Origin of the sequence: Agrobacterium salinitolerans, from assembly GCF_002008225.1 — a bacterium.
Lineage (GTDB): Bacteria > Pseudomonadota > Alphaproteobacteria > Rhizobiales > Rhizobiaceae > Agrobacterium > Agrobacterium salinitolerans.
The window spans coordinates 1-23,520 of record NZ_MRDH01000001.1 but is presented as its reverse complement, the minus strand read 5'-3'; the positions used below and the strand labels follow the sequence as shown (position 1 = coordinate 23,520).

19 protein-coding genes are annotated in these 23,520 nt (G+C 59.4%); 11 read left to right on the top strand and 8 right to left on the bottom strand.

The genetic code is table 11. The features are described 5' to 3' along the window. Window positions 1–31 precede the first annotated feature (31 nt). Window positions 32–1,984: an acetate--CoA ligase gene (gene acs, locus BS627_RS00100; RefSeq protein ID WP_077981324.1), complete on the bottom strand. Its 1,953-nt coding sequence runs from the start codon at window positions 1,982–1,984 to the stop codon at window positions 32–34. A 230-nt stretch (window positions 1,985–2,214) separates the two neighbouring features. On the opposite strand from acs, the gene BS627_RS00095 reads away from it, so the two are divergent. Further along, complete coding sequence (locus BS627_RS00095) at window positions 2,215–2,916, top strand: DUF1013 domain-containing protein (RefSeq protein ID WP_162520501.1); 702 nt, start codon at window positions 2,215–2,217, stop codon at window positions 2,914–2,916. Between the two features lie 59 nt (window positions 2,917–2,975). On the opposite strand, the gene BS627_RS00090 is transcribed toward BS627_RS00095, so the two are convergent. Continuing rightward, a complete protein-coding gene (locus BS627_RS00090; protein WP_089153198.1) occupies window positions 2,976–3,635 on the bottom strand; it encodes a YggS family pyridoxal phosphate-dependent enzyme in 660 nt (219 codons plus the stop codon). Between the two features lie 193 nt (window positions 3,636–3,828). On the opposite strand from BS627_RS00090, the gene leuS reads away from it, so the two are divergent. From leuS to holA, 3 genes are read left to right on the top strand one after another with little or no spacing between them, the layout of a single operon-like run. Continuing rightward, complete coding sequence (gene leuS / locus BS627_RS00085; protein ID WP_077981309.1) at window positions 3,829–6,459, top strand: leucine--tRNA ligase; 2,631 nt, start codon at window positions 3,829–3,831, stop codon at window positions 6,457–6,459. Beyond that, window positions 6,452–6,997, top strand: coding sequence for an LPS assembly lipoprotein LptE (locus BS627_RS00080; RefSeq protein ID WP_162520500.1), 546 nt, complete (start codon window positions 6,452–6,454; stop codon window positions 6,995–6,997). The genes leuS and BS627_RS00080 overlap by 8 nt, the downstream gene beginning before the upstream one ends. Before the next feature lie 11 nt (window positions 6,998–7,008). Next, window positions 7,009–8,046: a DNA polymerase III subunit delta gene (holA, locus tag BS627_RS00075; protein WP_077981307.1), complete on the top strand. Its 1,038-nt coding sequence runs from the start codon at window positions 7,009–7,011 to the stop codon at window positions 8,044–8,046. A 74-nt stretch (window positions 8,047–8,120) separates the two neighbouring features. Here holA and fdxA read toward each other — a convergent pair whose 3' ends face one another. The 4 genes from fdxA to BS627_RS00050 all read right to left on the bottom strand — a co-directional run bounded on the left by fdxA (window position 8,121) and on the right by BS627_RS00050 (window position 13,835). Beyond that, window positions 8,121–8,459, bottom strand: a complete 339-nt coding sequence (fdxA, locus tag BS627_RS00070; RefSeq protein WP_035222116.1) for a ferredoxin FdxA — start codon at window positions 8,457–8,459, stop codon at window positions 8,121–8,123. A 158-nt stretch (window positions 8,460–8,617) separates the two neighbouring features. Beyond that, complete coding sequence (locus BS627_RS00065) at window positions 8,618–9,034, bottom strand: RNA-binding S4 domain-containing protein (RefSeq protein WP_077981306.1); 417 nt, start codon at window positions 9,032–9,034, stop codon at window positions 8,618–8,620. 4 nt (window positions 9,035–9,038) lie between these two features. Further along, complete coding sequence (locus tag BS627_RS00060) at window positions 9,039–12,104, bottom strand: helicase-related protein (RefSeq protein WP_077981305.1); 3,066 nt, start codon at window positions 12,102–12,104, stop codon at window positions 9,039–9,041. A 456-nt stretch (window positions 12,105–12,560) separates the two neighbouring features. After that, window positions 12,561–13,835 (bottom strand): ubiquinone biosynthesis hydroxylase, encoded by a 1,275-nt coding sequence (locus tag BS627_RS00050; protein ID WP_374636552.1) that lies wholly within the window; start codon window positions 13,833–13,835, stop codon window positions 12,561–12,563. Between the two features lie 26 nt (window positions 13,836–13,861). On the opposite strand from BS627_RS00050, the gene tesB reads away from it, so the two are divergent. From tesB to BS627_RS00020, 6 genes are all read left to right on the top strand, one after another. Beyond that, window positions 13,862–14,746 carry an acyl-CoA thioesterase II gene (gene tesB / locus BS627_RS00045; RefSeq protein WP_077981304.1) on the top strand — a complete coding sequence of 295 codons (885 nt, stop codon included), beginning with the start codon at window positions 13,862–13,864 and terminating at the stop codon, window positions 14,744–14,746. 212 nt (window positions 14,747–14,958) lie between these two features. After that, window positions 14,959–15,309: a P-II family nitrogen regulator gene (locus BS627_RS00040; protein WP_004444057.1), complete on the top strand. Its 351-nt coding sequence runs from the start codon at window positions 14,959–14,961 to the stop codon at window positions 15,307–15,309. Between the two features lie 29 nt (window positions 15,310–15,338). Beyond that, the gene (locus tag BS627_RS00035; protein ID WP_089153197.1) at window positions 15,339–16,685 is read left to right on the top strand and encodes an ammonium transporter; all 1,347 of its coding nucleotides are present in this window, start codon (window positions 15,339–15,341) and stop codon (window positions 16,683–16,685) included. 213 nt (window positions 16,686–16,898) lie between these two features. Continuing rightward, complete coding sequence (locus BS627_RS00030; protein ID WP_165691078.1) at window positions 16,899–19,565, top strand: FtsK/SpoIIIE family DNA translocase; 2,667 nt, start codon at window positions 16,899–16,901, stop codon at window positions 19,563–19,565. Between the two features lie 50 nt (window positions 19,566–19,615). Further along, window positions 19,616–20,341 (top strand): outer membrane lipoprotein carrier protein LolA, encoded by a 726-nt coding sequence (locus BS627_RS00025; protein ID WP_165691077.1) that lies wholly within the window; start codon window positions 19,616–19,618, stop codon window positions 20,339–20,341. 162 nt (window positions 20,342–20,503) lie between these two features. Further along, a complete protein-coding gene (locus BS627_RS00020) occupies window positions 20,504–21,307 on the top strand; it encodes an exodeoxyribonuclease III (protein ID WP_077981302.1) in 804 nt (267 codons plus the stop codon). A gap of 20 nt (window positions 21,308–21,327) precedes the next feature. Here BS627_RS00020 and BS627_RS00015 read toward each other — a convergent pair whose 3' ends face one another. Both BS627_RS00015 and BS627_RS00010 read right to left on the bottom strand, forming a co-directional pair. Further along, window positions 21,328–21,783 (bottom strand): cyclic nucleotide-binding domain-containing protein, encoded by a 456-nt coding sequence (locus tag BS627_RS00015; protein WP_077981301.1) that lies wholly within the window; start codon window positions 21,781–21,783, stop codon window positions 21,328–21,330. A gap of 139 nt (window positions 21,784–21,922) precedes the next feature. Continuing rightward, the gene (locus tag BS627_RS00010; protein WP_077981300.1) at window positions 21,923–22,606 is read right to left on the bottom strand and encodes a response regulator transcription factor; all 684 of its coding nucleotides are present in this window, start codon (window positions 22,604–22,606) and stop codon (window positions 21,923–21,925) included. 286 nt (window positions 22,607–22,892) lie between these two features. Here BS627_RS00010 and BS627_RS00005 point away from each other — a divergent pair, with 286 nt between their 5' ends. Next, window positions 22,893–23,396 (top strand): L,D-transpeptidase family protein, encoded by a 504-nt coding sequence (locus BS627_RS00005; protein WP_089153196.1) that lies wholly within the window; start codon window positions 22,893–22,895, stop codon window positions 23,394–23,396. Window positions 23,397–23,520: the final 124 nt, after the last annotated feature.

The following is a 23,520-nucleotide window of genomic DNA, read 5'->3' as shown; positions in this document are numbered from 1 at the left end:
AAAAAGGCTGCCGGAGCAGCCTTTCAACGGATCACGCCGTACGGTTCTGCCGGTTGGCGATGAGGTCGTCGACAACGGCCGGATCGGCGAGCGTCGACGTATCTCCCAGCGCACCAAAGTCATCCTCGGCGATCTTGCGCAGGATACGCCGCATGATCTTGCCGGAACGGGTTTTCGGCAGGCCCGGCGCGAACTGGATTTTATCCGGTGTCGCAACCGGTCCGATTTCGTTGCGGACGTGCTTCACCAGCTCCTCGCGCAATGAATAATCGCCGTTCTGGCCCGCCATCAGCGTGACATAACAATAAATGCCCTGCCCCTTGATGGGATGCGGATAACCGACAACGGCTGCCTCCGAAACAAGGTGATGCGACACCAGCGCCGATTCCACTTCAGCGGTGCCGAGACGGTGGCCCGACACGTTCAGAACGTCATCCACGCGGCCAGTGATCCAGTAATATCCATCCTCGTCACGACGGCAGCCGTCACCGGTGAAATATTTGCCCTTGTAGGTGGAGAAGTATGTATCGACAAAGCGCTGGTGATCGCCATAGACGGAGCGCGACTGGCCCGGCCAGCTGTCGATGATGCACAGATTGCCGTCCGCCGGTCCTTCCAGCACATTACCTTCGGCATCGACCAGCTGCGGCTGCACGCCGAAGAACGGCCTTGTGGCCGAGCCGGGTTTCAGATCGGTCGCGCCCGGCAGCGGCGAAATGAGAATGCCGCCGGTTTCCGTCTGCCACCAGGTATCGACGATCGGGCTCTTGTCCTCGCCGACCACATGGTAATACCACTCCCAGGCTTCCGGATTGATCGGCTCGCCGACCGTGCCGAGAAGCCGCAGGCTGCTGCGCGAGGAGCGCTTCACGAACTGGTCGCCCGCCCCCATCAGCGATCTGAGCGCTGTCGGCGCCGTATAGAAGATATTGACCTTGTGCTTGTCGATGACTTCCCAGAAGCGGCCCTGATCCGGGAAGTTCGGAACGCCTTCGAACATCAGCGTCGTCGCGCAATTCGCAAGCGGCCCGTAGACGATATAGGAATGGCCGGTGACCCAGCCGACATCGGCCGTGCACCAGTACACCTCGCCGTCCTTGTAGTCGAAGACATATTCATGCGTCATCGACGTATAGACGAGATAGCCGCCCGTGGTGTGCAGCACGCCCTTCGGCTTGCCGGTGGAGCCAGACGTATAGAGGATGAACAGCGGATCTTCCGCGCGCATCTTCACCGGCGGGCAATCCGGTTTCACGGTAGCGATTTCCTGATGGTACCAGATGTCACGGCCCGGCGCCCAGCCGGTCTTGCCGCCGGTGCGGCGTACCACCAGAACCTTGTTAACGATGACATATTGCTTGGCGGCAATATCGATCGCCTTGTCGGTGTTTTCCTTGAGCGGGATCGGCTTGCCGCCGCGCACGCCTTCATCGCAAGTGATGACGAAGGTCGATTCGCAGTCGACGATACGGCCGGCCAGCGCTTCTGGCGAGAAGCCGCCAAAGACGACGGAGTGCACCGCACCGATGCGCGCGCAGGCGAGCATCGCATAGGCCGCTTCCGGAATCATCGGCATATAGATCGTGACGCGGTCACCCTTCTTGACGCCGTGCTTCTTCAGCACGTTGGCCAGACGGCAGACATAGTCGTAGAGCTGATTATAGGTGATCTTCTTGTCGATATAGGGGTTGTCGCCTTCCCAGATGATCGCCGTGCGCTCGCCATGCGTCTTCAGATGCCGGTCGATACAGTTATAGGAAACGTTGGTCAGGCCATCCTCGAACCACTTGATCGGCACGCGCCCCTTGAACGACGTGTTCTTGACCTTGGTATAAGGCTTGAACCAGTCGATCCGACGGCCGTGCTTGTCCCAGAACTTTTCAGGATCCTCGACGCTCTCCTGGTACCATTTCTGGTAACGCTCATTATCGATGAGCGTGCGGGCTTTCGCCGACTTGAGCACCGGGTAGATTTTGGCAGACATGAACTCCTCCTGGAACCGGGTATGGCTTCTGACGCGGCCCGAGACTCCCACCTCAGGCATGTGTTGAATTCATAGCAGGTCAATTGCGCACGGCAATTAGACAAAGGTCATTTGTTTCGCAAAGAATTGCAATTATGATGCAATCCGGTTATAGAGCGGCAATATCCCGGAAATCAGTGGTTGATACCACGCCCGCGACACCGGCGCGGACGGACAGAAGGACTGTATCTATGGCTCAACAATTGCTCATGCCAAAGGCAACGGCTGTATGGCTGGTTGACAACACCGCGCTGTCGTTCGATCAGATCGCCACGTTCTGCAAACTGCATCCGCTCGAAGTCAAGGCCATTGCCGACGGTGAAGCCGCGCAGGGCATCAAGGGTCTCGATCCGATCGCGACCGGACAGCTCTCCCGTGACGAAATCGCCCGCGCGGAAGGCAATCCGAACCACAAGCTCAAGCTTTCCGAGCCTAAGGTTCGCGTGCCGGAATCCAAGCGCCGCGGCCCGCGCTACACCCCGGTTTCCAAGCGTCAGGATCGTCCGAACGCTATTCTCTGGCTCGTTCGCAACCACCCGGAACTGAAGGATGCGCAGATTTCGCGTCTCGTCGGCACCACAAAATCGACGATCGAACAGATTCGCGACCGCACCCACTGGAACTCGGCCAACCTGACGCCGATGGATCCTGTGACGCTCGGCCTCTGCAGCCAGATTGATCTCGACCTCGAGGTCGAACGCGCCTCGCGCGGCCGTCCGCTGCCGACTGCCGAAGAACTGGATAACACGCTGCAGCCGGCAACGGCGACGGAAGGTCTGGACTACAGCTTCCAGCGCGAGGAAGACGAGCAGATCGACGCCGATGCGGTCTTCAAGAAGCTCAGCTCGCTGAAATCCACGCAGAAGGACGAAGACGAGGACGATCACTACTGATCGGACGTCTTTTAGAGTGTAAAAACCCGGCCTCAGCGCCGGGTTTTTAATTTGCAGCCTTATCGCGCACCGAAGATCGCCGAACCCACACGAACACTCGTCGCGCCGAATTCCACGGCAGTTTCGAAATCGCCCGACATGCCCATGGAAAGCTTCTCAAGCCCACATTGTTTGGCAAGCTTCGCCAGAAGCGCAAAATGCGGGCCCGGATTTTCATCCGCCGGCGGAATGCACATCAGTCCTTCGACCTGCAATTTCAGCTCATCCCGACAAAAATCCACGAAAGCTACGGTCTCACGCGGGTCGATACCCGCCTTTTGCGGCTCAAGGCCAGTATTGACCTGCACATAAAAACGAAGGCTGCGACCCTGTTTACTGCATTCTTCGGCAAGCGCGCGGGCGATCTTCTCCCGATCAACACTTTGCACCACATCAAACAGCGCCACGGCGTCCGCCGCCTTGTTGGACTGTAGCGGGCCAATCAGATGCAACTCGATATCAGGCGTCTTCTGCTTAAGCGTCGGCCACTTGCCCTGCGCTTCCTGCACGCGGTTCTCGCCGAACACGCGCTCACCGGCATCGATGACCGGCTGGATCGCCTCCGCGTCGAAGGTCTTCGAGACCGCGACGAGGGCAACATCCGCCGCCTTGCGTCCGGATTTTTCCGCAACATCGGCAATGCGCTGCCTGACATCCTCGAGACGTGCTTCGATTTCCATCACAAGACCTTCATTTGAACCATTCGCAACGCTAACTAGCCACCGATTGCCTTGATGCCAAGCGCCTTTAGCACCATTTGAGGCACGCTGGCCAAGATTGAACGTCCGAACGTCCCGCCAAACTTGACGCCCCGGTCGTTTCATGGTGAAGGTCAGCGCACATTTTTCCCCTCGATACCCGGAATTTTAGACAATGGCCATCGAACGTTACAATCCTCGCGACGCCGAGCCGCGCTGGCAGCAAAAATGGAACGAGGACAAGGTTTTCGTCACCGACAACAGCGATCCGCGCGAGAAATATTACGTTCTAGAGATGTTTCCCTATCCTTCGGGACGCATCCATATGGGCCATGTCCGCAACTACGCGATGGGCGACGTCGTCGCCCGTTACAAGCGCGCCCGCGGTTTCAACGTCCTGCACCCGATGGGCTGGGACGCCTTCGGGATGCCTGCCGAAAATGCGGCCATGCAGAACAAGGTTCATCCCAAGGATTGGACCTACCAGAACATCGCCACCATGCGCGGCCAGCTGAAATCCATGGGCCTGTCCTTGGACTGGACCCGTGAGTTCGCCACCTGCGATGTGGAATATTACCATCGCCAGCAGGCGCTGTTCGTCGACTTCATGGAAAAGGGTCTGGTCTATCGCAAGCAGTCCAAGGTCAACTGGGACCCGGTCGACCACACCGTTCTGGCCAATGAGCAGGTGATCGACGGCCGCGGCTGGCGCTCCGGTGCGTTGGTGGAACAGCGCGAACTGACGCAATGGTTCTTCCGCATCACCGATTTTAGCCAGGACCTGCTGGACGAGCTGGATACGCTCGACCAATGGCCGGAAAAAGTGCGCCTGATGCAGAAGAACTGGATCGGCCGTTCCGAGGGCCTGTCGCTGCGCTGGCGGACGGTTGCCGACACGGCGCCGGAAGGTTTCTCCGACATTACCGTCTATACGACACGCCCCGACACACTGTTCGGCGCCTCCTTCCTGGCGATCGCCGCCGACCACCCGCTGGCCAGAGAACTGTCCGCGAACAATCCGGCGATTGCCGAGTTCTGCGACGAATGCCGCCGCCATGGCACCTCGCTCGCAGCGCTCGAGACGGCTGAAAAGAAGGGTATCGATACCGGCGTCAAGGTCGTGCACCCGCTGGACCCCAGCTGGGAACTGCCGGTCTATGTCGCCAACTTCGTACTGATGGACTATGGCACCGGTGCGATCTTCGGTTGCCCATCCGGTGACCAGCGCGATCTGGATTTCGCCCGCAAATACGGCCTGCCGGTCGTGGCCGTCGTAGCCCCTGAAGGCCCCGATGCCGCAAACTTCACCATCGATGATACCGCCTTCACCGATGACGGCGTGATGATCAATTCGGGCTTCCTGAACGGCATGAAGACGGCTGACGCCTTCGAGGCCGTCGTGCAGAAGCTTTCCACGCAGACGCTCGGCAATACGCCGCAGGCAGAGCGCAAGGTCAATTTCCGCCTGCGCGACTGGGGCATTTCCCGCCAGCGTTATTGGGGTTGCCCGATCCCGGTCATCCATTGCGAAGTCTGCGGTGTGGTCCCGGTTCCGAAAAAGGACCTGCCAGTCAAACTGCCCGATGACGTGACGTTCGACGTGCCCGGCAACCCGCTGGACCGGCACCCCACCTGGCGCCATGTCTCCTGCCCGCAATGCGGTCATGACGCGCGCCGCGAAACCGACACGATGGATACATTCGTCGATTCCAGCTGGTATTACACCCGCTTCACCGCGCCGTGGGAAGACGCGCCGACCGACCCGAAGGTCGCCAATCACTGGCTGCCGGTAGATCAATATATCGGCGGCATCGAGCATGCGATCCTCCATCTGCTCTATTCGCGCTTCTTCACCCGCGCCATGCGCGAAACCGGCCATGTCGGCGTCAAGGAACCCTTCAAGGGCCTGTTCACGCAGGGCATGGTGGTGCACGAGACCTATAGCCGCGGCGAGGGCACGGCGCGCGAATGGGTGCCGCCTGCGGAACTGCGGATCGAGGAAAGCGACGGGGCTCGCCGCGCATTCCTGCTCTCGTCCGGCGAAGAGGTGAAGATCGGCTCCATCGAGAAGATGTCGAAGTCGAAGAAGAACGTGGTTGACCCGGATGACATCATCGCATCCTACGGCGCCGATACCGCACGCTTCTTCGTCCTGTCGGACTCTCCGCCCGATCGTGACGTCATCTGGTCCGAAGCCGGTGTGGAAGGCGCAAACCGGTTCGTCCAGCGCGTCTGGCGCATCATCGGCGAAGCGGCGGAAGAGCTGAGAACCGTCCAGCCGAAGCCTGCGACCGAAGGCGAAGGGCTGGCGGCCTCCAAGGCGGCCCACAAAACGCTGAAAGCTGTGCAGGAGGATCTGGACAAGCTCGCCTTCAACAAGGCCATTGCCCGCATCTATGAACTGGTCAATGCACTCGCCGGTCCCCTTGCGGATGTCGCTGCGGGCGGCAAGTCTAATGACGTCAAGGCGGCAGCGCGTGACGCCGTCGAAATCCTCATCCGCATCATCGCCCCGATGACGCCACATCTGGCGGAAGAATGCTGGTCCGCACTGGGTAACACGGGCCTCGTGGCCCAGACGCCGTGGCCTGCCTTCGTCGCTTCGCTGGTCGAGGAAAACGAAGTCGTCATGCCCGTGCAGGTCAACGGCAAGAAGCGTGGCGAATTGACAATCGCGCGCGATGCGGATCAAGATGCGGTCCGCACGGCCGCCCTTGCGCTGGATGCCGTCAAATCCATTCTTGCCGGTGGCGAGCCCAAGAAAGTCATCGTGGTTCCGCAGAGGATTGTAAACATTGTTGTCTGACGTTTTTTCAAGATGGAGCCGCGCCGCGGCAGCGATTTCCGTCGTGACGATGGCTGGTCTTCTGGCGGGCTGCCAGGTGCGCCCGCTTTATGGGGAAGCTTCCGGCACCAAGGAAAGGCTGGCGGCCGTCAGCGTCTCCGATATCGGCGGCAGGGCCGGGCAGGAAGTCCGCAATCAACTGATCTTTCTAATGGCTGGCGGCGCAGGCCAACCGGCCACGGCTCAATATAACGTCAAGGTTTCCGTAAGCTCGAGCGCTACCTCGACGGAAGTGCAGAATTATGACCTGACGACCCGCTCGAACAATAATTACGATGGTCCTTACCCTGGTCGTGTCGTGATGAGTGGTCAATATGTGCTGACGCGGGTTTCCGACGGTCAGATCCTGCGCTCCGCACGCCGCAGCGTAACGGCGCAGGTGGATCTGCCGCAGCAGGAATTCGCCAAGATCCGGGCAACTCGCGACGCCGAAAACCGTGCGGCCCGGGAACTTGCCGAAATCATCCGCACCGATATCGCCGCCACCCTCGGCCGCTGAGAGCGGCGGCCGTGACGGAGATAAAGTCCCATGAATTTGAGCGCTTCGCCGAAAACCCGGCGGAGCGCTTTCGTGTTTTCGTGCTTTACGGCCCGGATCGCGGTCTCGTATCGGAACGCGCAGGCGTCATCGCCAAAAAGACCGGTATCGATCCCGATGACGCTTTCGCATCGCTGAAACTGACCGCATCCGATCTGCAGGGCGACCCCGGCCGTCTACTCGACGAGGTGAATGCCATCGGCCTTTTCGGCGGCGAAAAACTCGTCTGGGTTAAAGGTGCTTCGTCCGAAAAGGCGCTGGTGGACGCCCTCCAGATTCTGGCGGAAACGCCACCGGAAGCGAGCTTCCTCATCATCGAAGCAGGCGACATCAAGAAGGGTACGGGACTGCGCAAGATCGCCGAACCAGCGCGCTCCATCGCAGCCATCCCCTGCTATGCCGACGATGCGCGCTCGTTGAACACATTGATCGATCAGGAACTCTCAGCCGATAATCTGCGTATTGCGCCGGCCGCACGGCAGAGGCTGATCGAATCCCTTGGCGGCGACCGTATCGCCTCGCGCAACGAAATCCGCAAACTGGCGCTCTATTGCCGTGGAGCCGACGTGGTCGAGGAGGACGATGTACTGGCGATCATCGGAGACGCCAGCACGGTTTCCGCCGACGATGCTGTCGACGCCATTCTGAAAGGCGACAGAAACGCCTTCTTCCACGCGACGCAGAAGATCGTCTCTTCGAAGACCCCGATCTTCCTCGTCCTCCAGGGGTGCCTCAGGCAATTCCAGTTGCTCGACCAGATGAGGGCCGAAATGGATGAGAAAAAACTGCAGGCCGGTCAGGTCATGCAGACACTTGGGCGCCACATTCATTTCCGCAGAAAACCCATCATCGAAAGAGCGCTGCGAACATGGCAGCCAGCGGCGATCGCCCGCGAGATGAACCGTCTGCAGGCCGCTATCCTGCAAAGCCGTCAGCGGCAAAGCCTGGAGGAAAGCGTGGCCCTTCTGACATTGCTGTCGACCACGCTGCAATCCGGCCGCAGCGGATGACGCTCAGCAAAAAGCCCTCGCAGCAACAACTCGAGGGCTTTTTAAATCATGGTTTCGCTGTCAGGCCGTAAAAATCAGTCACCCTGGCCGGGTTCGGCGGAGAAATAGAGATCGAGCTTACCTTCGACGCCGTCCATCTCCTTGGCTTCCGGCATCGGGTCACGCTTGATGGTGATATTAGGCCAGATCGCCGCATATTCGGCATTGAGCTTCAGCCATTTGTCGAGGCCCGGCTCCGTATCGGGCTTGATGGCTTCGGCGGGACATTCCGGTTCGCACACACCGCAATCGATGCATTCATCGGGATTGATCGCGAGGAAATTTTCACCCTCGTAAAAGCAGTCGACGGGGCAGACCTCAACGCAATCGGTATATTTGCAGCGGATGCAATTGTCGGTCACGACATATGTCATGATGAACTCCAGAATATGCAGGCCGGGTCTTTGGGCTTCGGAACACAAGCCGTCGCCCGGAATTCAGACAGGGCAATTTCGCAAGTGACGTAATGCCTTTGCTTACAGATAGCAAGGATAAACAATTCTGAAAAAGGGGTGTGACCCGGAGGTTTATTCTAATCTTTGCTTCCGTCGCTGTCAGACAGAAACCTGTCGAGCGCCCTGCGCTCTTTTTTAGTGGGACGCCCGCTGCCCGGCTGGCGCAACGCCTGCTCAAGAGGCGTCATACTGTCGGAAGGTTCCCGTGGCGGCGTCTCGTCCTCATAGAGAAGTCTGGCTTCCTCATAGGGTCCACGCCGTGTTCCGCCGGACTTGACGACGAGTACCTTGTCCATCCGCTCAAAGCCAATCTCCAGCCTGTCCCCCACCTTCAGCATGTGGCTGGGCTGGCGGATGGCAGCACCGTTGACCTTGACGTGGCCCGACTGAATGTAGCTCTGGGCCAGCGAACGGGATTTGGCCATGCGGGCAAAGAACAGCCACTTGTCCAGACGCTGACGCGTGCTTTCGAGTGGCTGTTCGCTGCTTCCCATGGGCTTACTTCTTCAGCTGCTCCTTGAGAGCAGCGAGCTTTGCGAAAGGCGAATCCGGATCGAGCGGCTTTTCCTTGCGCGGCGGCTTGGCTTCGAAGCGCTGCTGACCCTGCGGCTTACCACCACGGTCATTGCGTTCCGGCCGGTCCTTGCGCTCCCCGCGATCGTGACGATCGTTGTTGCGGTTGTTGCCACGGTCCGGACGGCCACCATCGCGCTTGCGCTCGCCGTCGCCGCTGCGATTGGCACTTGCACCGTCACGATTGTCGCGACGGCCTTCACCGCGACGCTCGCCCTGTTCGCGCGCTCCATCACCACGGCCCTGACCGCGATTGCCGGGACGACGGTTTTCGCCACGCTGATTTTCGTTGCGACCACCCGGACGCCACAGAAGAACGGGCTTGGGCTCGGCGGCCTCAGCGCTTTCCGGCGCAGCCTCGGCTGCGACAACCTCTTCGCTGGCAGCCACCGGCGCCTCGACAGCTTCGCCTTCGACAGTAGCCGCCGTCTCGGACACCTGTTCTTCGGAAGCCGGCTCGTGTTCCTCGGTCTCGACGCTTTCCTCTTCAGCCGTCGCCGCTTCCGCGGCAGCCGGAGCAGAAGCACCGGCGTGGCTGGCGAGGAAGGCCTGTGCCTCTTCCGCCGTCACCTGATCGGCGCGGTAACCGAGGCCCTTGAGAATTTCTTCCATGTCATCAAGCGTCGCGCCGAGAATGGAAAGCATGGCGGTCGTCGTCGTGAAACGGCGACCGTCATAAGCGCCTTCCGGGCGCGGCTGCTGACCGGGTTTCCACTGCAGCAGCGGGCGGATGAGATCGGCCAGACGCTCGAGAATGTCGATACGCACGGCACGCTTTCCGAGGAAGCGGAAACCGGCGAGCTTGTAGAACATACGCTCGAAGCTGGCATCGGTGACGACCGAGGTACGGCCTGCGGCCAGCACCGGAATGAGATCGCCGTAACCCGGCTTTCCAAGGCCATCATTTTTCAAAGCCCAAAGCAGCGTCACAAGCTCCGCCGGAGCGGGCTTGAGAAGTGCGGGCAGGAAAACGTGATAGGCGCCGAAACGCACGCCATAACGGCGCATGGAGGCGCGCGCGTCCTGATCGAGGGACTTCACGTCCTCGGCGACGTCGCGGCGGAACAGCACGCCAAGATTTTCCACGAGCTGGAACGCCAGACCCTTTGCCAGGCCCTGAAGATCTTCTGCGCGGGAAATATCGTCCAGCGGCTTCAGCACGGTCGCAATCTGGTGATTGACGAAACGCTCGACGCGCGCCAGCGCGTGATCACGGGCATTGCCGTTCAGCTGTTCGTCGGCAAGCAGGATCACCCGCGGCTTCATGATGTTGTCGCCGGCCGAAAGCCGGGCAACCGGCTCGCCCAACCAGCGAACCAGACCATCGGAGCTCAAAGCGAGATCGCCGTTTCCACTGGCATGCAGACGCGCGGCGCGCGCCTCGTATTCGAGCGCGAGCGCTTTTTGCGCCGCAGCCTGCACGGCCTTCTGATCCGGCCCTTCCATTCCCGGCACCGGGGTGAACCGGAACCCGGCCAATTGGCCGACGTGATGTCCTTCTACGAAGACATCACCATTTACACTGATTTCAGCTTCAAGCATCGCATTCTCTCTCAGGCGCCTCATGAGCACAGATGTCCTGCGATCAACAAAGCGTTTCGTCAACCTTTCATGTAGCGCATCGGACAATCGATCCTCGATTTCCCGAGTCTTTTCTTGCCAGTGTGTCGGATCGGCAAGCCATCCTGGGCGGTTCGATACATAAGTCCATGTTCTGATCTGCGCAATCCTCGCAGACAAGGTATCGATCTCCCCATCCGTGCGATCGGCGCGACGCACCTGCTCGGCCATGAAATCCTCGTTCACCGCCCCGCGCTTGACGAGATCGAAATAGAGCGTGGAGATGAGGTCGGCATGCTGTGCGGGGGCGATGCGGCGATAATCGGGCAGCGCGCAGGCCTCCCAGAGTTTTTCCACCCGCACATCCGTCGTGGTCACGTCGATGATTTCAGGGTAACGCGACAGATATTCCAGCGCCTGCTGGTCGATGGCCGGCAGGGCGCGCGAAAGCCCCTGGATCGTCGGCGCGGCGTCAAGGCTCGCGCGCAGATTGGCGATGGAGGAAAAATCGAAATTTTTCGTCCGCCACTGCAGCACCTTCACCGCATCGAACTGATGGGTTTCGATCCGCTCGACCAATTCGTCATCGAACGGATCGACACGCCCCGTCACGCCAAACGTACCGTCGCGAAGATGGCGGCCAGCGCGGCCGGCGATCTGACCGATCTCGCCGGGATTGAGATTACGGAACTGATAACCGTCGAATTTGCGGTCCTGCGCAAAGGCGACATGGTCGACATCGAGGTTGAGTCCCATACCGATGGCGTCCGTAGCGACAAGATATTCGACGTCGCCCGACTGGTAGAGGCCTACCTGCGCATTGCGCGTGCGCGGCGAAAGCGCGCCCAGCACCACAGCCGCGCCGCCGCGCTGGCGGCGCACCAGTTCAGCGATGGCATAAACCTCATCGGCGGAAAAGGCGACGATCGCCGTGCGTTGCGGCAGGCGGGTGATCTTCTTCTGACCCGCATAAAAGAGTTGAGACAGGCGCGGCCGCTCGACCACGGTTATTCCCGGCAGCAGTTTTTCAAGGATAGGGCGCATCGTGCCCGCGCCGAGCAGCAGCGTTTCCTCCCGCCCGCGCAGATGCAGCACCCGGTCGGTGAAGATATGCCCGCGTTCGAGATCGCCCGCCAACTGCACCTCGTCTATCGCAACGAAGGCGGCCGTCGTCTCACGCGGCATGGCTTCCACCGTGCAGACGGAGTATTTGGCTTTGGGAGGCGCGATTTTTTCTTCGCCGGTAATCAGCGCCACATTCGGCGCACCCACTTTTTCAACTAGGCGGGTATAGACCTCCCGCGCCAGAAGACGCAGCGGCAGGCCAATGACACCGCTTCCATGCGCGACCATCCGCTCGATCGCGTAATGGGTCTTGCCGGTATTGGTGGGGCCGAGAACGGCCGTGACACCGCGGCCGCTCAGGATCATGGGGCGAAAATTCAACGTACTATCCGCGAATCGACTTCATCTGCTTGCTTTGCCGCCCGACATTGCTGATGGGCCGCAGGCCTCACACATGGCAACGCCCGCAGCCAAAGGCAATAGGCCTCACCCGCAAAGTGGCGCGGGGCGACCAGTCGACGGAATTTTCCTTTCAGATTCAGCCAGTTGAACGAACAAAAAGAATCCGGCAAAAATGAAATCGATTCGGCTGCGGAACAGTCTGCGAACGAATCGAATACGAATCGCTGACTCGATGGGATTCAGCTTTTGTTCTCCGCAATATCTGGTTGGTCAGGGCGCAGACCATACCAGATTGTGAATCCGGATAAGTCCTTGGCCGGATTCGGCTTTACGGCAAAGCCACCGGGCAGAAAATCCCGGAATCGGCTGTCAAGCGGCAATCCCGGAAAAACCGGTCCGAAACATGCATGAGGGACTGGATCAGAGCGCCTCGCCGGCAAGCAGACGCGGCGCATTCGCATCCGTCGTGCCGGCCGCCTGACCGATGAAATAGGATTTGAGACCCGGCAAACGATCCACGACCCCGAGACCGAAATCGCGCATGATACGGATAGGGCCAATATCGTTGGAGAAAAGCCGGTTCAGCACATCCGTCGTCACGCCCATCCGCAACGTGTCGAAGCGCCGCCAGGACTGATAGCGCTCCAAAACGTTGAGTGAGCCGATATCGAGGCCGAGCCGGTCGGCCTCGACCACGGTTTCGGCGAGAGCCGCCACGTCCTTGAAGCCGAGATTGAGGCCCTGCCCGGAAATCGGGTGAATGCCGTGCGCCGCATCGCCCGCAAGCGCGAAACGCGGCGCAACGAAAGAACGCGCCAGCGTCAGCCCCAATGGGAAACCGCGGCGGGGGCCGACCGGACGAAGAGGACCGAGCTTGTGACCGAACCGGCGTTCCAGCTCTTCCTCGAACACCAGGTCGTCGGAAGCCACCAGCCTGTCGGCATCGGCCGTGCGTTCGGTCCAGACGAGCGAAGAGCGGTTTCCCTTCAGCGGCAGGATGGCGAAGGGGCCCGATGGCAGGAAATGCTCCTCGGCGCAGCCCTCATGCGGCCGCTCATGCTCAACGGTCGTCACGATACCGGACTGATCGTAAGCCCAGTGCACGGTCTTGATTCCGGCCATGTCCCTGAGCGCGGAGCGAACGCCGTCACAGGCAATCAGCAATCGCGCTTCGAGCGTCGATCCGTCGGAGAGGCGAATGGCCGTCGATTGCGGACCCGCGGTAAAATCGGAAACACTGACACTGTGACGGATTTTTATGTCAAGACGCTCGCACAGGCCTCGCAATGCGCCCACAAGAGCAACGTTCGGAACCATATGGGCAAACGGCCTGCCTTCTTCCACGGCGCCGTCGAAAGTCAGGAACACGGGACGCACCGGATCGGCGGTCTTCGAATCGGTGACGATCATCTTGTGTATTGGCTGGGCTTCCGGCTCGATCTCGTTCCATATGCCGAAAACATCGAGCATCCGGGTGGCCGCTGCAATGATGGCGGATGCACGAACGTCCTTTGCCCAGACATCCTCGGGAGCGGCCTCAACCACCTGCACATCGAGATGTCGGGCCGCCTGCTTGATCGCGACAGCAACGGAAAGACCGACATATCCGCCGCCTGCCACCACTACGTCCAGCATCGCGCTTCTCCTCAAATCTTGTGCACGCATCATCCGGGCACTATAGACCATGTGACGTATTCCTACAGCCGGAGCAGGCCGAAAAAATGTCGCATCCCTCGCAAACGTCAGATCCGATGGCCAACCTCATCGCCACACTCGATCTTGAGAAGCTGGAAGAGAACCTGTTCCGGGGCGAAAGCCCGCAGATCGGCTGGCAGCGGGTTTTCGGCGGCCAGGTCATCGCGCAGGCATTGATTGCCGCGCAAAGGACCGTGGATGACGACCGTTTCGTGCATTCGCTGCATGCCTATTTCATGCGTCCCGGCGATCCGCTGGTGCCTATCGTCTACCAAGTGGAACGCATCCGCGACGGCGCGAGCTTCTGCACACGCCGCGTGGTCGCCATTCAGCATGGCAAAGCCATTTTTTCCATGTCGGCCTCGTTTCAGATTTTCGAGGATGGTTTCGACCATCAGATCAAAATGCCTGACGTGATGCCGCCCGAAAAACTGATGAGCGAAGAGCAGATGCAGGCGGCCTTTCTTGCCAAGGCACCCGCTTCTATCCGCAAATACTGGAGCAACAAGCGGCCGATAGAGATACGGCCGGTTTCCCTGACCCACTATATTTCCAAGGAAAAACTCGAGCCGCAACAGGATATCTGGGTTCGCGCCGTCGGTGATGTGCCCGACGATCCGCGTCTGCAGTCGGCCATTCTCGCCTATCTCTCAGATATGACCCTACTCGACACCTCGCTCTACGCCCATGGAACAACGATCTTCGACCCCTCCATTCAGGTGGCTAGCCTCGATCACGCCATGTGGTTCCATCGCCCCTGCCGTCTGGATGACTGGCTGCTCTACACACAGGATAGCCCCAGCGCTTCCGGCGCACGCGGTTTGACCCGTGGCAATATTTTCACCAGACAGGGTGAACTGGTCGCCTCGGTGGCGCAGGAGGGTTTGATCCGCAAAAGGGCAAATGATTAAATAATGTGCTTTTTTCTAAAATCGCACATTTAATAGACGCAAATTTTGGCGACAAATGCTCCTTTTTCAGACGTCTTTCATATAAGTTTTATATTTCAATAGGTTAGATACACACTCAAAACTGGCACGCCCTTTGAATGTATGTCCGCAGTCGCTGTTACTGATCTGCCAGCGGCAGGAGAGTCGGCTCCGTGCCGAGGACAAAACAAAGGATGGGAAACCAGATGAAAATTGTGATGGCCATTATCAAGCCGTTCAAGCTGGATGAAGTGCGCGAAGCGCTCACCGGCGTCGGCATCCAGGGCCTGACCGTGACCGAGGTAAAGGGTTACGGACGCCAGAAGGGGCATACCGAGATTTATCGCGGCACGGAATATGCGGTGAGCTTCCTTCCCAAGCTGAAGATCGAGATCGCAGTTCCATCCGACGTCGTCGACAAGGCCGTTGAGGCGATCGCATCTGCGGCAAAGACCGGGCAGATCGGTGACGGCAAGATCTTCGTTTACTCTATCGAACAGGCCGTGCGCATCCGTACCGGCGAAACCAACACAGAAGCGCTTTGAAGCACGGCTGACAGGGGAGTTTTCTAGCTATGCAACTCAACAAGTTTTCAACGCTCGGCAAGCTGGGCGCCGCAGCGGCGGCCCTGATGGCTCCGGCCATCGCCTTCGCCCAGGACGCCGCGCCGGCAGCAGCCGCAGCGCCCGTTCCGGAAAAAGCCGACACCGCATTCATGTATGTCGCGACGATCCTCGTGCTTTTCATGATCATTCCGGGTCTGGCCCTGTTTTACGGCGGTCTCGTCCGCACCAAGAACATGCTCTCCGTTCTCATGCAGTGCACGGTTGTCGGCGCAGTCATGATGCTCGTCTGGGTCATCTACGGTTACTCCTTCGCCTTTGGCGGCGGCACCGGCCCCTATTTCGGCGGCTTCGGCAAGCTGTTCCTGTCGGGCGTTTCGCTTGACAGCACGTCTGCGACCTTCTCCGAAGGCGTCGTGATCTACGAATACACCTTCATCGCCTTCCAGATGACTTTTGCGGCCATCACCCCGGCGCTGATCGTCGGCGCCTTTGCAGAGCGCGTGAAGTTCTCCGCCGTGATTCTGTTCACCATCCTGTGGGCCACCTTCGTTTATTTCCCAATCGCTCACATGGTCTGGGATGCAAACGGCCTGATCTTCGGTATGGGGGCTCTCGACTTCGCCGGCGGCACCGTCGTTCACATCAATGCCGGTATCGCAGGCCTGATCGGCGCGATCATGGTCGGCAAGCGCACCGGCTTCGGCAAGGACATGATGGCCCCCCACTCCATGACGCTCACTCTCGTCGGTGCAGCCATGCTGTGGTTCGGCTGGTTCGGCTTCAACGCCGGTTCCAACCTCGAAGCATCGGGCGGTGCGGTTCTCGCAACCATGAACACCTTCCTCGCAACTGCGGCCGCCATCGTTTCCTGGTCGCTGGTTGAAAGCTTCACCCGCGGCAAGGCCTCCATGCTTGGCGCCGCCTCGGGCATGATCGCCGGCCTCGTCGCCGTCACCCCCGCCGCCGGCTCCGTCGGCCCGATGGGCGCCATCGTTCTCGGCCTCATCGTCTCGCCGATCTGCTACTTCTTCGTCTCCGTGGTGAAGAACAAGTTCGGTTATGACGACACCGCCGACGTCTTCGGCGTCCACGGCATTGGCGGCATCATCGGCGCTCTCGGCACCGGCATCTTCACCTCACCGCTGCTTGGCGGCACGGGCAAGGAAGATTTCTCCATTGCCTCGCAGGTCTGGACGCAGTTCGTCGCCGTCGCCATCACCATCGTCTGGTGCGCCATCGTCTCCGCGATCCTCTACAAAATCGTCGACGTGATCGTCGGTCTGCGGGTTCCGGTCGAAGCCGAACGCGAAGGTCTCGACCTCGCAACCCACGGCGAAGCCGCCTATCATTCCTGATATCCGGGAAAAGGGGTTCTCCATCCCCTCTCCCAAAGAAGGCCCGCTCCGGCGGGCCTTTTTCTTTGCCATAAATCCGAAGCGCTTCAAAAAACCGCATGGTTAACACGACATTAACCAGCAAGCGGTTAGTTTTCCCTGTCAATCCGGGATCAGGTCTCTTGCCGGATCTTGCCGAAACCACAAAACAACGGGTTCAGGGACATGGGCAGAATGCATTCTCCGACATTCGATGGTCGTCACACGCGCTTCGTGTTGACGGCGTTTTTCGTACGTCAGATCATGGCTCTCGCCGGTTTCGCTCTGCTGGCCACGATTGCACTGGGCATCGCAGCGCTCGCGACATGGAATGTCGCGGATCCGAGCCTTTCCTATGCGACAGGAAACCAGCCCACCAATCTTCTGGGCTATGGCGGTGCGATTTTCGCCGATATCGTGATGCAGTTCCTCGGGCTTTCTGCAATCATCTCCCTCCTGCCCGTCATCGCCTGGGCGATCGCGCTGATCGCCGGCCACAAATTCCACCGCATACCCGCTCGCCTCGTAGCCTGGGTCGCAGGCGCCATCGTCTGCGCCGCCTCGCTCGGCTGTTTTCCGGCCCCCGTGACATGGCCGCTGCCGAACGGCATCGGCGGCGTCATCGGAGACATGATCCTGCGTTTTCCCGCCCTTTTCATCGGTGCTTACCCCACCGGCACGATCGCCACGGTACTGGGTGTCATATTTGCGGCGCCTGCCGCATGGCTGATGCTTTTTGCCGCCGGTGTCGTTGGCGGTCTGGATGACGAGCTGGAACGCGAAGAAGCGGCTCCCGTCGCCACCAGCAAGGCCCGCGCAGCCCGTGAGGCCGAGGAGGAGGATGAAGACGACGGCGAGGGGTTCTTTGCCAATATGCTCGCCTTCGGCGCGCTGGCACATTACTGGTATATCACCCAGGCGCGCTTCCGCCGCCTGTTCGGTTTGAAGTCTAAATCCCTGCACGATGAATTCGAACATCCTTATGACTTCAACGAATATGAATTCGGCACGCTGAACGAACCCTCACGCCTCAAGACCGCGATCAACCGCCTCGACCAGCGCGCGGAACCGTCTTTCGAAGAACGCGCCGCATCGCGTCGCCAGATGTCACCTCCCTCCATCGCGCTCGATCATGACGAGGACATGGATGACGAATCACGCTTCGACGCGGATGGACGCCGGCTGCCGGACGGCATTCTCTCCGACGACGAAACCGACCAGAAATTCACCGCCAGACAGGCGCCTGGTCGCGGGCAGACCAGAATAACCGCCCCTTCCGCACGCCCGAAACCCAGCGAACGCGTGGCGCGCGAAGCCCAAGCCTCCTTCATCGCCGCCGACGGCTTCCAGCTCCCCACCGTCCATCTTCTGGCAGAGCCTAAGAACGTCGTTCGCGACAATATGTTGAGCGAGGAAGTGCTGGAACAGAACGCCCGCCTTCTGGAAGGCGTTCTCGAGGATTTCGGCGTCAAGGGAGAAATCATTCATGTCCGCCCCGGTCCGGTCGTCACGCTCTACGAACTGGAACCGGCACCCGGCATCAAGTCCTCGCGCGTCATCGGCCTTGCCGATGACATCGCCCGCTCCATGAGCGCGATTGCCGCCCGTGTCGCCGTCGTTCCCGGCCGCAACGCCATCGGCATCGAACTGCCGAACCAGACACGCGAAACCGTCTTCCTGCGGGAACTGATCGGCAGCCGCGATTTCGAAAACAGCAAGGCCAAACTCGCCATGGCGCTCGGCAAGACCATCGGCGGTGAACCCGTCATCGCCGATCTTGCCAAGATGCCGCATCTGCTCGTCGCCGGCACCACCGGCTCGGGCAAGTCGGTCGCCATCAACACCATGATCCTGTCGCTGCTTTACCGCATGTCGCCGGAACAGTGCCGCCTGATCATGATCGACCCGAAAATGCTCGAACTGTCGATCTATGACGGCATTCCGCATCTGCTCTCTCCCGTCGTTACCGATCCGAAAAAGGCCGTCGTGGCGCTGAAATGGACAGTGCGCGAGATGGAAGAGCGCTACAAGAAGATGTCGAAGATCGGCGTGCGCAATATCGACGGCTTCAACAGCCGCGTGCAGCAGGCGCTCGACAAGGGCGAAATCCTCACTCGCACGGTGCAGACCGGCTTCGACCGCCAGACCGGCGAGGCAATATACGAGACGGAAGAATTCGATCTGAAGCCCCTGCCTTACATCGTCGTCATCATCGACGAAATGGCCGACCTTATGATGGTCGCCGGCAAGGACATCGAAGGCGCGGTGCAGCGCCTGGCGCAAATGGCGCGCGCCGCCGGCATTCATGTCATTATGGCAACCCAGCGCCCCTCCGTCGACGTCATCACCGGCACGATCAAGGCCAACTTCCCGACCCGAATCTCCTTCCAGGTCACGTCGAAGATCGACAGCCGCACAATCCTCGGAGAACAGGGCGCCGAACAGCTGCTCGGCATGGGCGACATGCTCTATATGGCAGGCGGCGGGCGCATCCAGCGCGTACACGGTCCCTTCGTTTCCGACAACGAGGTGGAAGAGATCGTCGCCTATCTGAAGACGCAAGGCGCACCGGAATATCTGGAAGCGATTACCGAGGAGGATGACGAGGAAGGCAATGGCGGCGGCCCGGCCGGTGCCGGCAATTTCTCCGATTCCGAAGACCCATACGATCAGGCCGTGGCCGTCGTGCTTCGAGATGGCAAAGCCTCCACCTCCTACGTGCAGCGGCGCCTCGGCATCGGTTACAACCGCGCCGCCTCGCTGATTGAGCGCATGGAGCAGGAAGGCATCATCGGCCCCGCCAACCACGCCGGAAAACGCGAGATCCTCGTGCCGACGGAAGCAGACATCATCGAGCGGTAACGTCCGCAACCAAGCGGGGCGAAGAAGCGTTATTACACGCTTTCAACGTCATGAAGCCGCCGCCTTTTATGGGGACAATCGCTGCGATGAAGGAGAATAGAATGAACGACCTCACCACCGGCGAAACGGCCAACGCAAACACACCGCAAAACGGCGTGACGCGTCGTGGCGTGCTGACGGCATTTTCCATGGCCGCAATCATGGCCAGCCTTTCTCCGCTTGACGCTTTCGCCCAGGCGGCCGGCAATACCGCGACAGCGCAGAAAATCGCCAATCACTTCTCGTCGGTCAAAACCATGATGGGGGAATTCGTCCAGTTCGGCCCGCGCGGGGAACAGACCGGCGGAAAATTCTACATCGAACGCCCCGGCAAACTCCGCTTCAATTATGAAGACCCCTCGCCCATGCGTGTCATCTCCGACGGCAAGAATGTCGTCATCGGCAATATGAAGCTGAAGACGTGGGACCTTTATCCGCTTTCCAAAACGCCCCTCAGCCTGCTTCTTTCCGACAAGATCGATCTCAGTAACCAGAAGGTCCGGAACGTGAAGGAAGAATCCGACCTGACCACCATCGTACTGGGCGACAAAAGCGTCTTCGGCGATTCCACTATTACCCTGATGTTCGATCCGAAGACCTTCGATCTGAGGCAATGGACCACGACCGATGCCCAGAACAAGGACACGACCGTCATGATCTTCAACGTCCAGACCGGCGTGAACCTTGATGAGCGTGTCTTCAGCATCAATTACGAGGAAGTCCGCAGAGGCGGCTGACACATAAAAGCCGGTGGAAATTTTTCGAGAGGCGGCCCTGCGGTCGCCTTTTTCATTTTACCGCTAAAATACATTCCCGTTTTCGTCGCGATGTTATAAGCCTGCGCCCCGGAAACTTGTCCCGAACCGTACGGTTTGCGGCAATAAAAGCGGAGCACATGCATGTCGTTTTCGATAACCACCTGGAACATCAACTCGGTCAGGCTCAGAATGCCGATCGTTGAGCAGTTTCTGGCACGTTACAAACCCGACATTCTCTGCCTGCAGGAAACGAAATGCCCGAATGGCGAGTTTCCGATGAAGCCGCTGAAGGCGCTCGGTTATGAGCATGTCATCATCCATGGCCAGAAGGGCTATCACGGTGTCGCCATCGCCTCGAGGATCCCGCTGACCGAAGATCACCGACAGGACTATTGCGGTATCGGCGACGCACGCCACATTTCTGCAATTTTTGAGGTCGGATCGCGTCGCGTACGGCTGCATAATTTCTACGTTCCGGCAGGCGGCGACGAGCCGGATCGGTCGATCAACCCGAAATTCGGCCACAAGCTCGATTTCATCGAGGAAATGAAGGCACTGCGCGCCGATGGCGTGCCCGGCACCTCCTCCATTCTCGTCGGCGACCTCAACATCGCGCCGCTCGAAAATGACGTCTGGTCGCACAAGCAGCTTTTGAAGATCGTCAGCCATACACCCGTCGAAACCGAAGGCATGCTGGATATCATGAGGAAGGGCAACTGGCTCGATCTGATGCGCCTGAATGTGCCGGAGACGGAAAAGATCTATACGTGGTGGAGCTACCGCGCCAAGGACTGGGAAGCGGCTGATCGCGGCCGCCGCCTCGACCACATCTGGTCTTCGCAGGATCTCGGTTCCTCGCTCGAAAAAATCGACATATTGCGCGAGGCCCGCGGCTGGAACCGGCCATCCGACCATGTTCCCGTCACCGCCCATTTCCGGTTCTGAACAGGCTGAATTGTCTGGCGTCAGACGAAGCGGTTCTGCAAACGGGCCGCACCCGCCGCCAGCGACGCGATATTGTCGCGAATGCGCGCCGACACGATATCGGCAACCTCCGGAAACTCCTCCACCAACCGGTGGAAGAGGATGCGCGTTATGCGGATGACTTCGGAATCCTCCACTGCCACGGCAGTAAACTTCCGTTCGCAGAGCGTGAAAAGCGCGAGCTCCGAAAGTAGCGCCCCCTTGCCCGGCGTCGCCTGCAGCACGGGCTTGCCATCCCGCCCGGCCGTGAAAAGCTCGAAATGGCCAGCCGTCACCGCAAAAGCGCATTCGGCCGGTGAGTGTTCCCGAAACAATGTCTGTCCGGCCGATACACGGCGGCGCTCCGCACCGAAGGCGATAAGCCGCAACTGATCGTCACTGAACCCAGCAAATAACGGCACTTGCCCCAGCAGAATAATATCGTCCGTCAAGGCCATGTCGATCACTACTCCGGAAAGCCGCCTGCATCACTATAGCGGTTTTCCAATATCGGTCCTCAAAATACAAGACGTTGAAACGCCGCGCATCTTTTCAGGAGGCGCGGCGTGAGTTTTGCAGCGGTGACAGAGCCTCGTCTCAGGGAACGATCTTGTAACCACCGTTCTCGGTCACCAGGATTTCGGCGTTGGAGGGATCCCGTTCGATCTTCTGGCGCAGACGATAGACATGCGTTTCGAGTGTATGCGTCGTCACACCGGAATTGTAACCCCAGACTTCTTCCAGCAGCACATCGCGCGTTACCACCGTGCTGCCGGCGCGGTAGAGATAACGGATGATGGCCGCTTCCTTTTCCGTCAGGCGGATTTTCTTGCCGTCTTCAGTCGTCAGCAGCTTCTGGCTAGGCTTGAACTGATAGGGACCGACGGTGAAAACCGCGTCCTCGCTCTGTTCATACTGGCGCAGTTGGGCCCGGATGCGCGCAAGCAGCACGGCGAAGCGGAAGGGTTTCGTCACATAGTCATTCGCCCCGGCTTCCAATCCAAGAATAGTATCGGAATCTGTATCATGCCCGGTGAGCATGATGATCGGTGCCTTGAAGCCGCCCTTGCGCAACAGCTTTACCGCCTCGCGGCCGTCCATGTCCGGAAGGCCGACATCCATGATCAAAAGATCGACCTGGGCGGTCTTGGCGGTCTGAATGGCCTGTGCGGCATTGGCGCCGTTGAGCAGCGAGAATTCCTCATAGGGAGACAATTGCTCGGTCAGCGTCTCCCGAAGATCGTCGTCGTCGTCCACCAGAAGGATAGTGCGAGCCGTCATTCGGATTCTCAGCCTTTCTTACTTTAGCGCATCGGCCCAAAAATCAGGCTCGATTTTCGAGAAGCACGATACGTAGTTTAAAAGAGTTAGAGCGTCGCTTACGCATCCCAAAAGAGGCCCGGCACTCTAATTATCAGCCAATTCAGCGGTTTGCCGATGAAAGGTCAACCCATTGCCATGATATAACGAAGTGCTATGACTTCACGTTAAATAACCTGCAAAGCAAAATCTCGTGAAAAACATGAGCACACAGCCCGTAAGACAACGTAAACGCGCATCGACGCTCATGGTTCGGCCAGCTCCCTCGAAAATCAGTCGCGCCATAGTCCAACTCGGGCACCTCAACTTTCCCGCAGCGATCGGCCGCAACGGCCGCACCGCATTGAAACGCGAAGGAGATGGAAAGTCTCCCATCTCCACCATCGGCCTGATGCACGGGTTTTACCGCGGCGACCGCCTTACCGGCATCGTCACGGCATTGCCGATGCAGCGAACACGCAAGTCCATGCTGTGGTGCGACGAGCCCCGCAGCCCGAATTACAACCGGCTGGTTAACGCGCCCTTCGCCCCGAGCCATGAAGAGATGATGCGAAACGACAGCCTCTACGACGTCTGCCTGGTACTCGACTGGAACATCACCTCGAGAAGCCGCAACCGCGGCTCGGCGATCTTCATGCATCTTATCAGACCGGGATATGAGCCGACCGCGGGCTGTGTCGCCCTCCATCCCCGTGATATGCGGCGCATCCTGCCGCATCTGCGCAAAGGCACGAAAATCCGTATCCTGTGAATTTCAGACCGCAACCGGGCAACAAAAAACCCGCCATCAAGGCGGGTTCAGACCGCTGACAAACCCGTCGATATTTTCGGCGGGTTTTTTCTTTTTCGGGATGATGACGTTTTGTTGTGGTCTT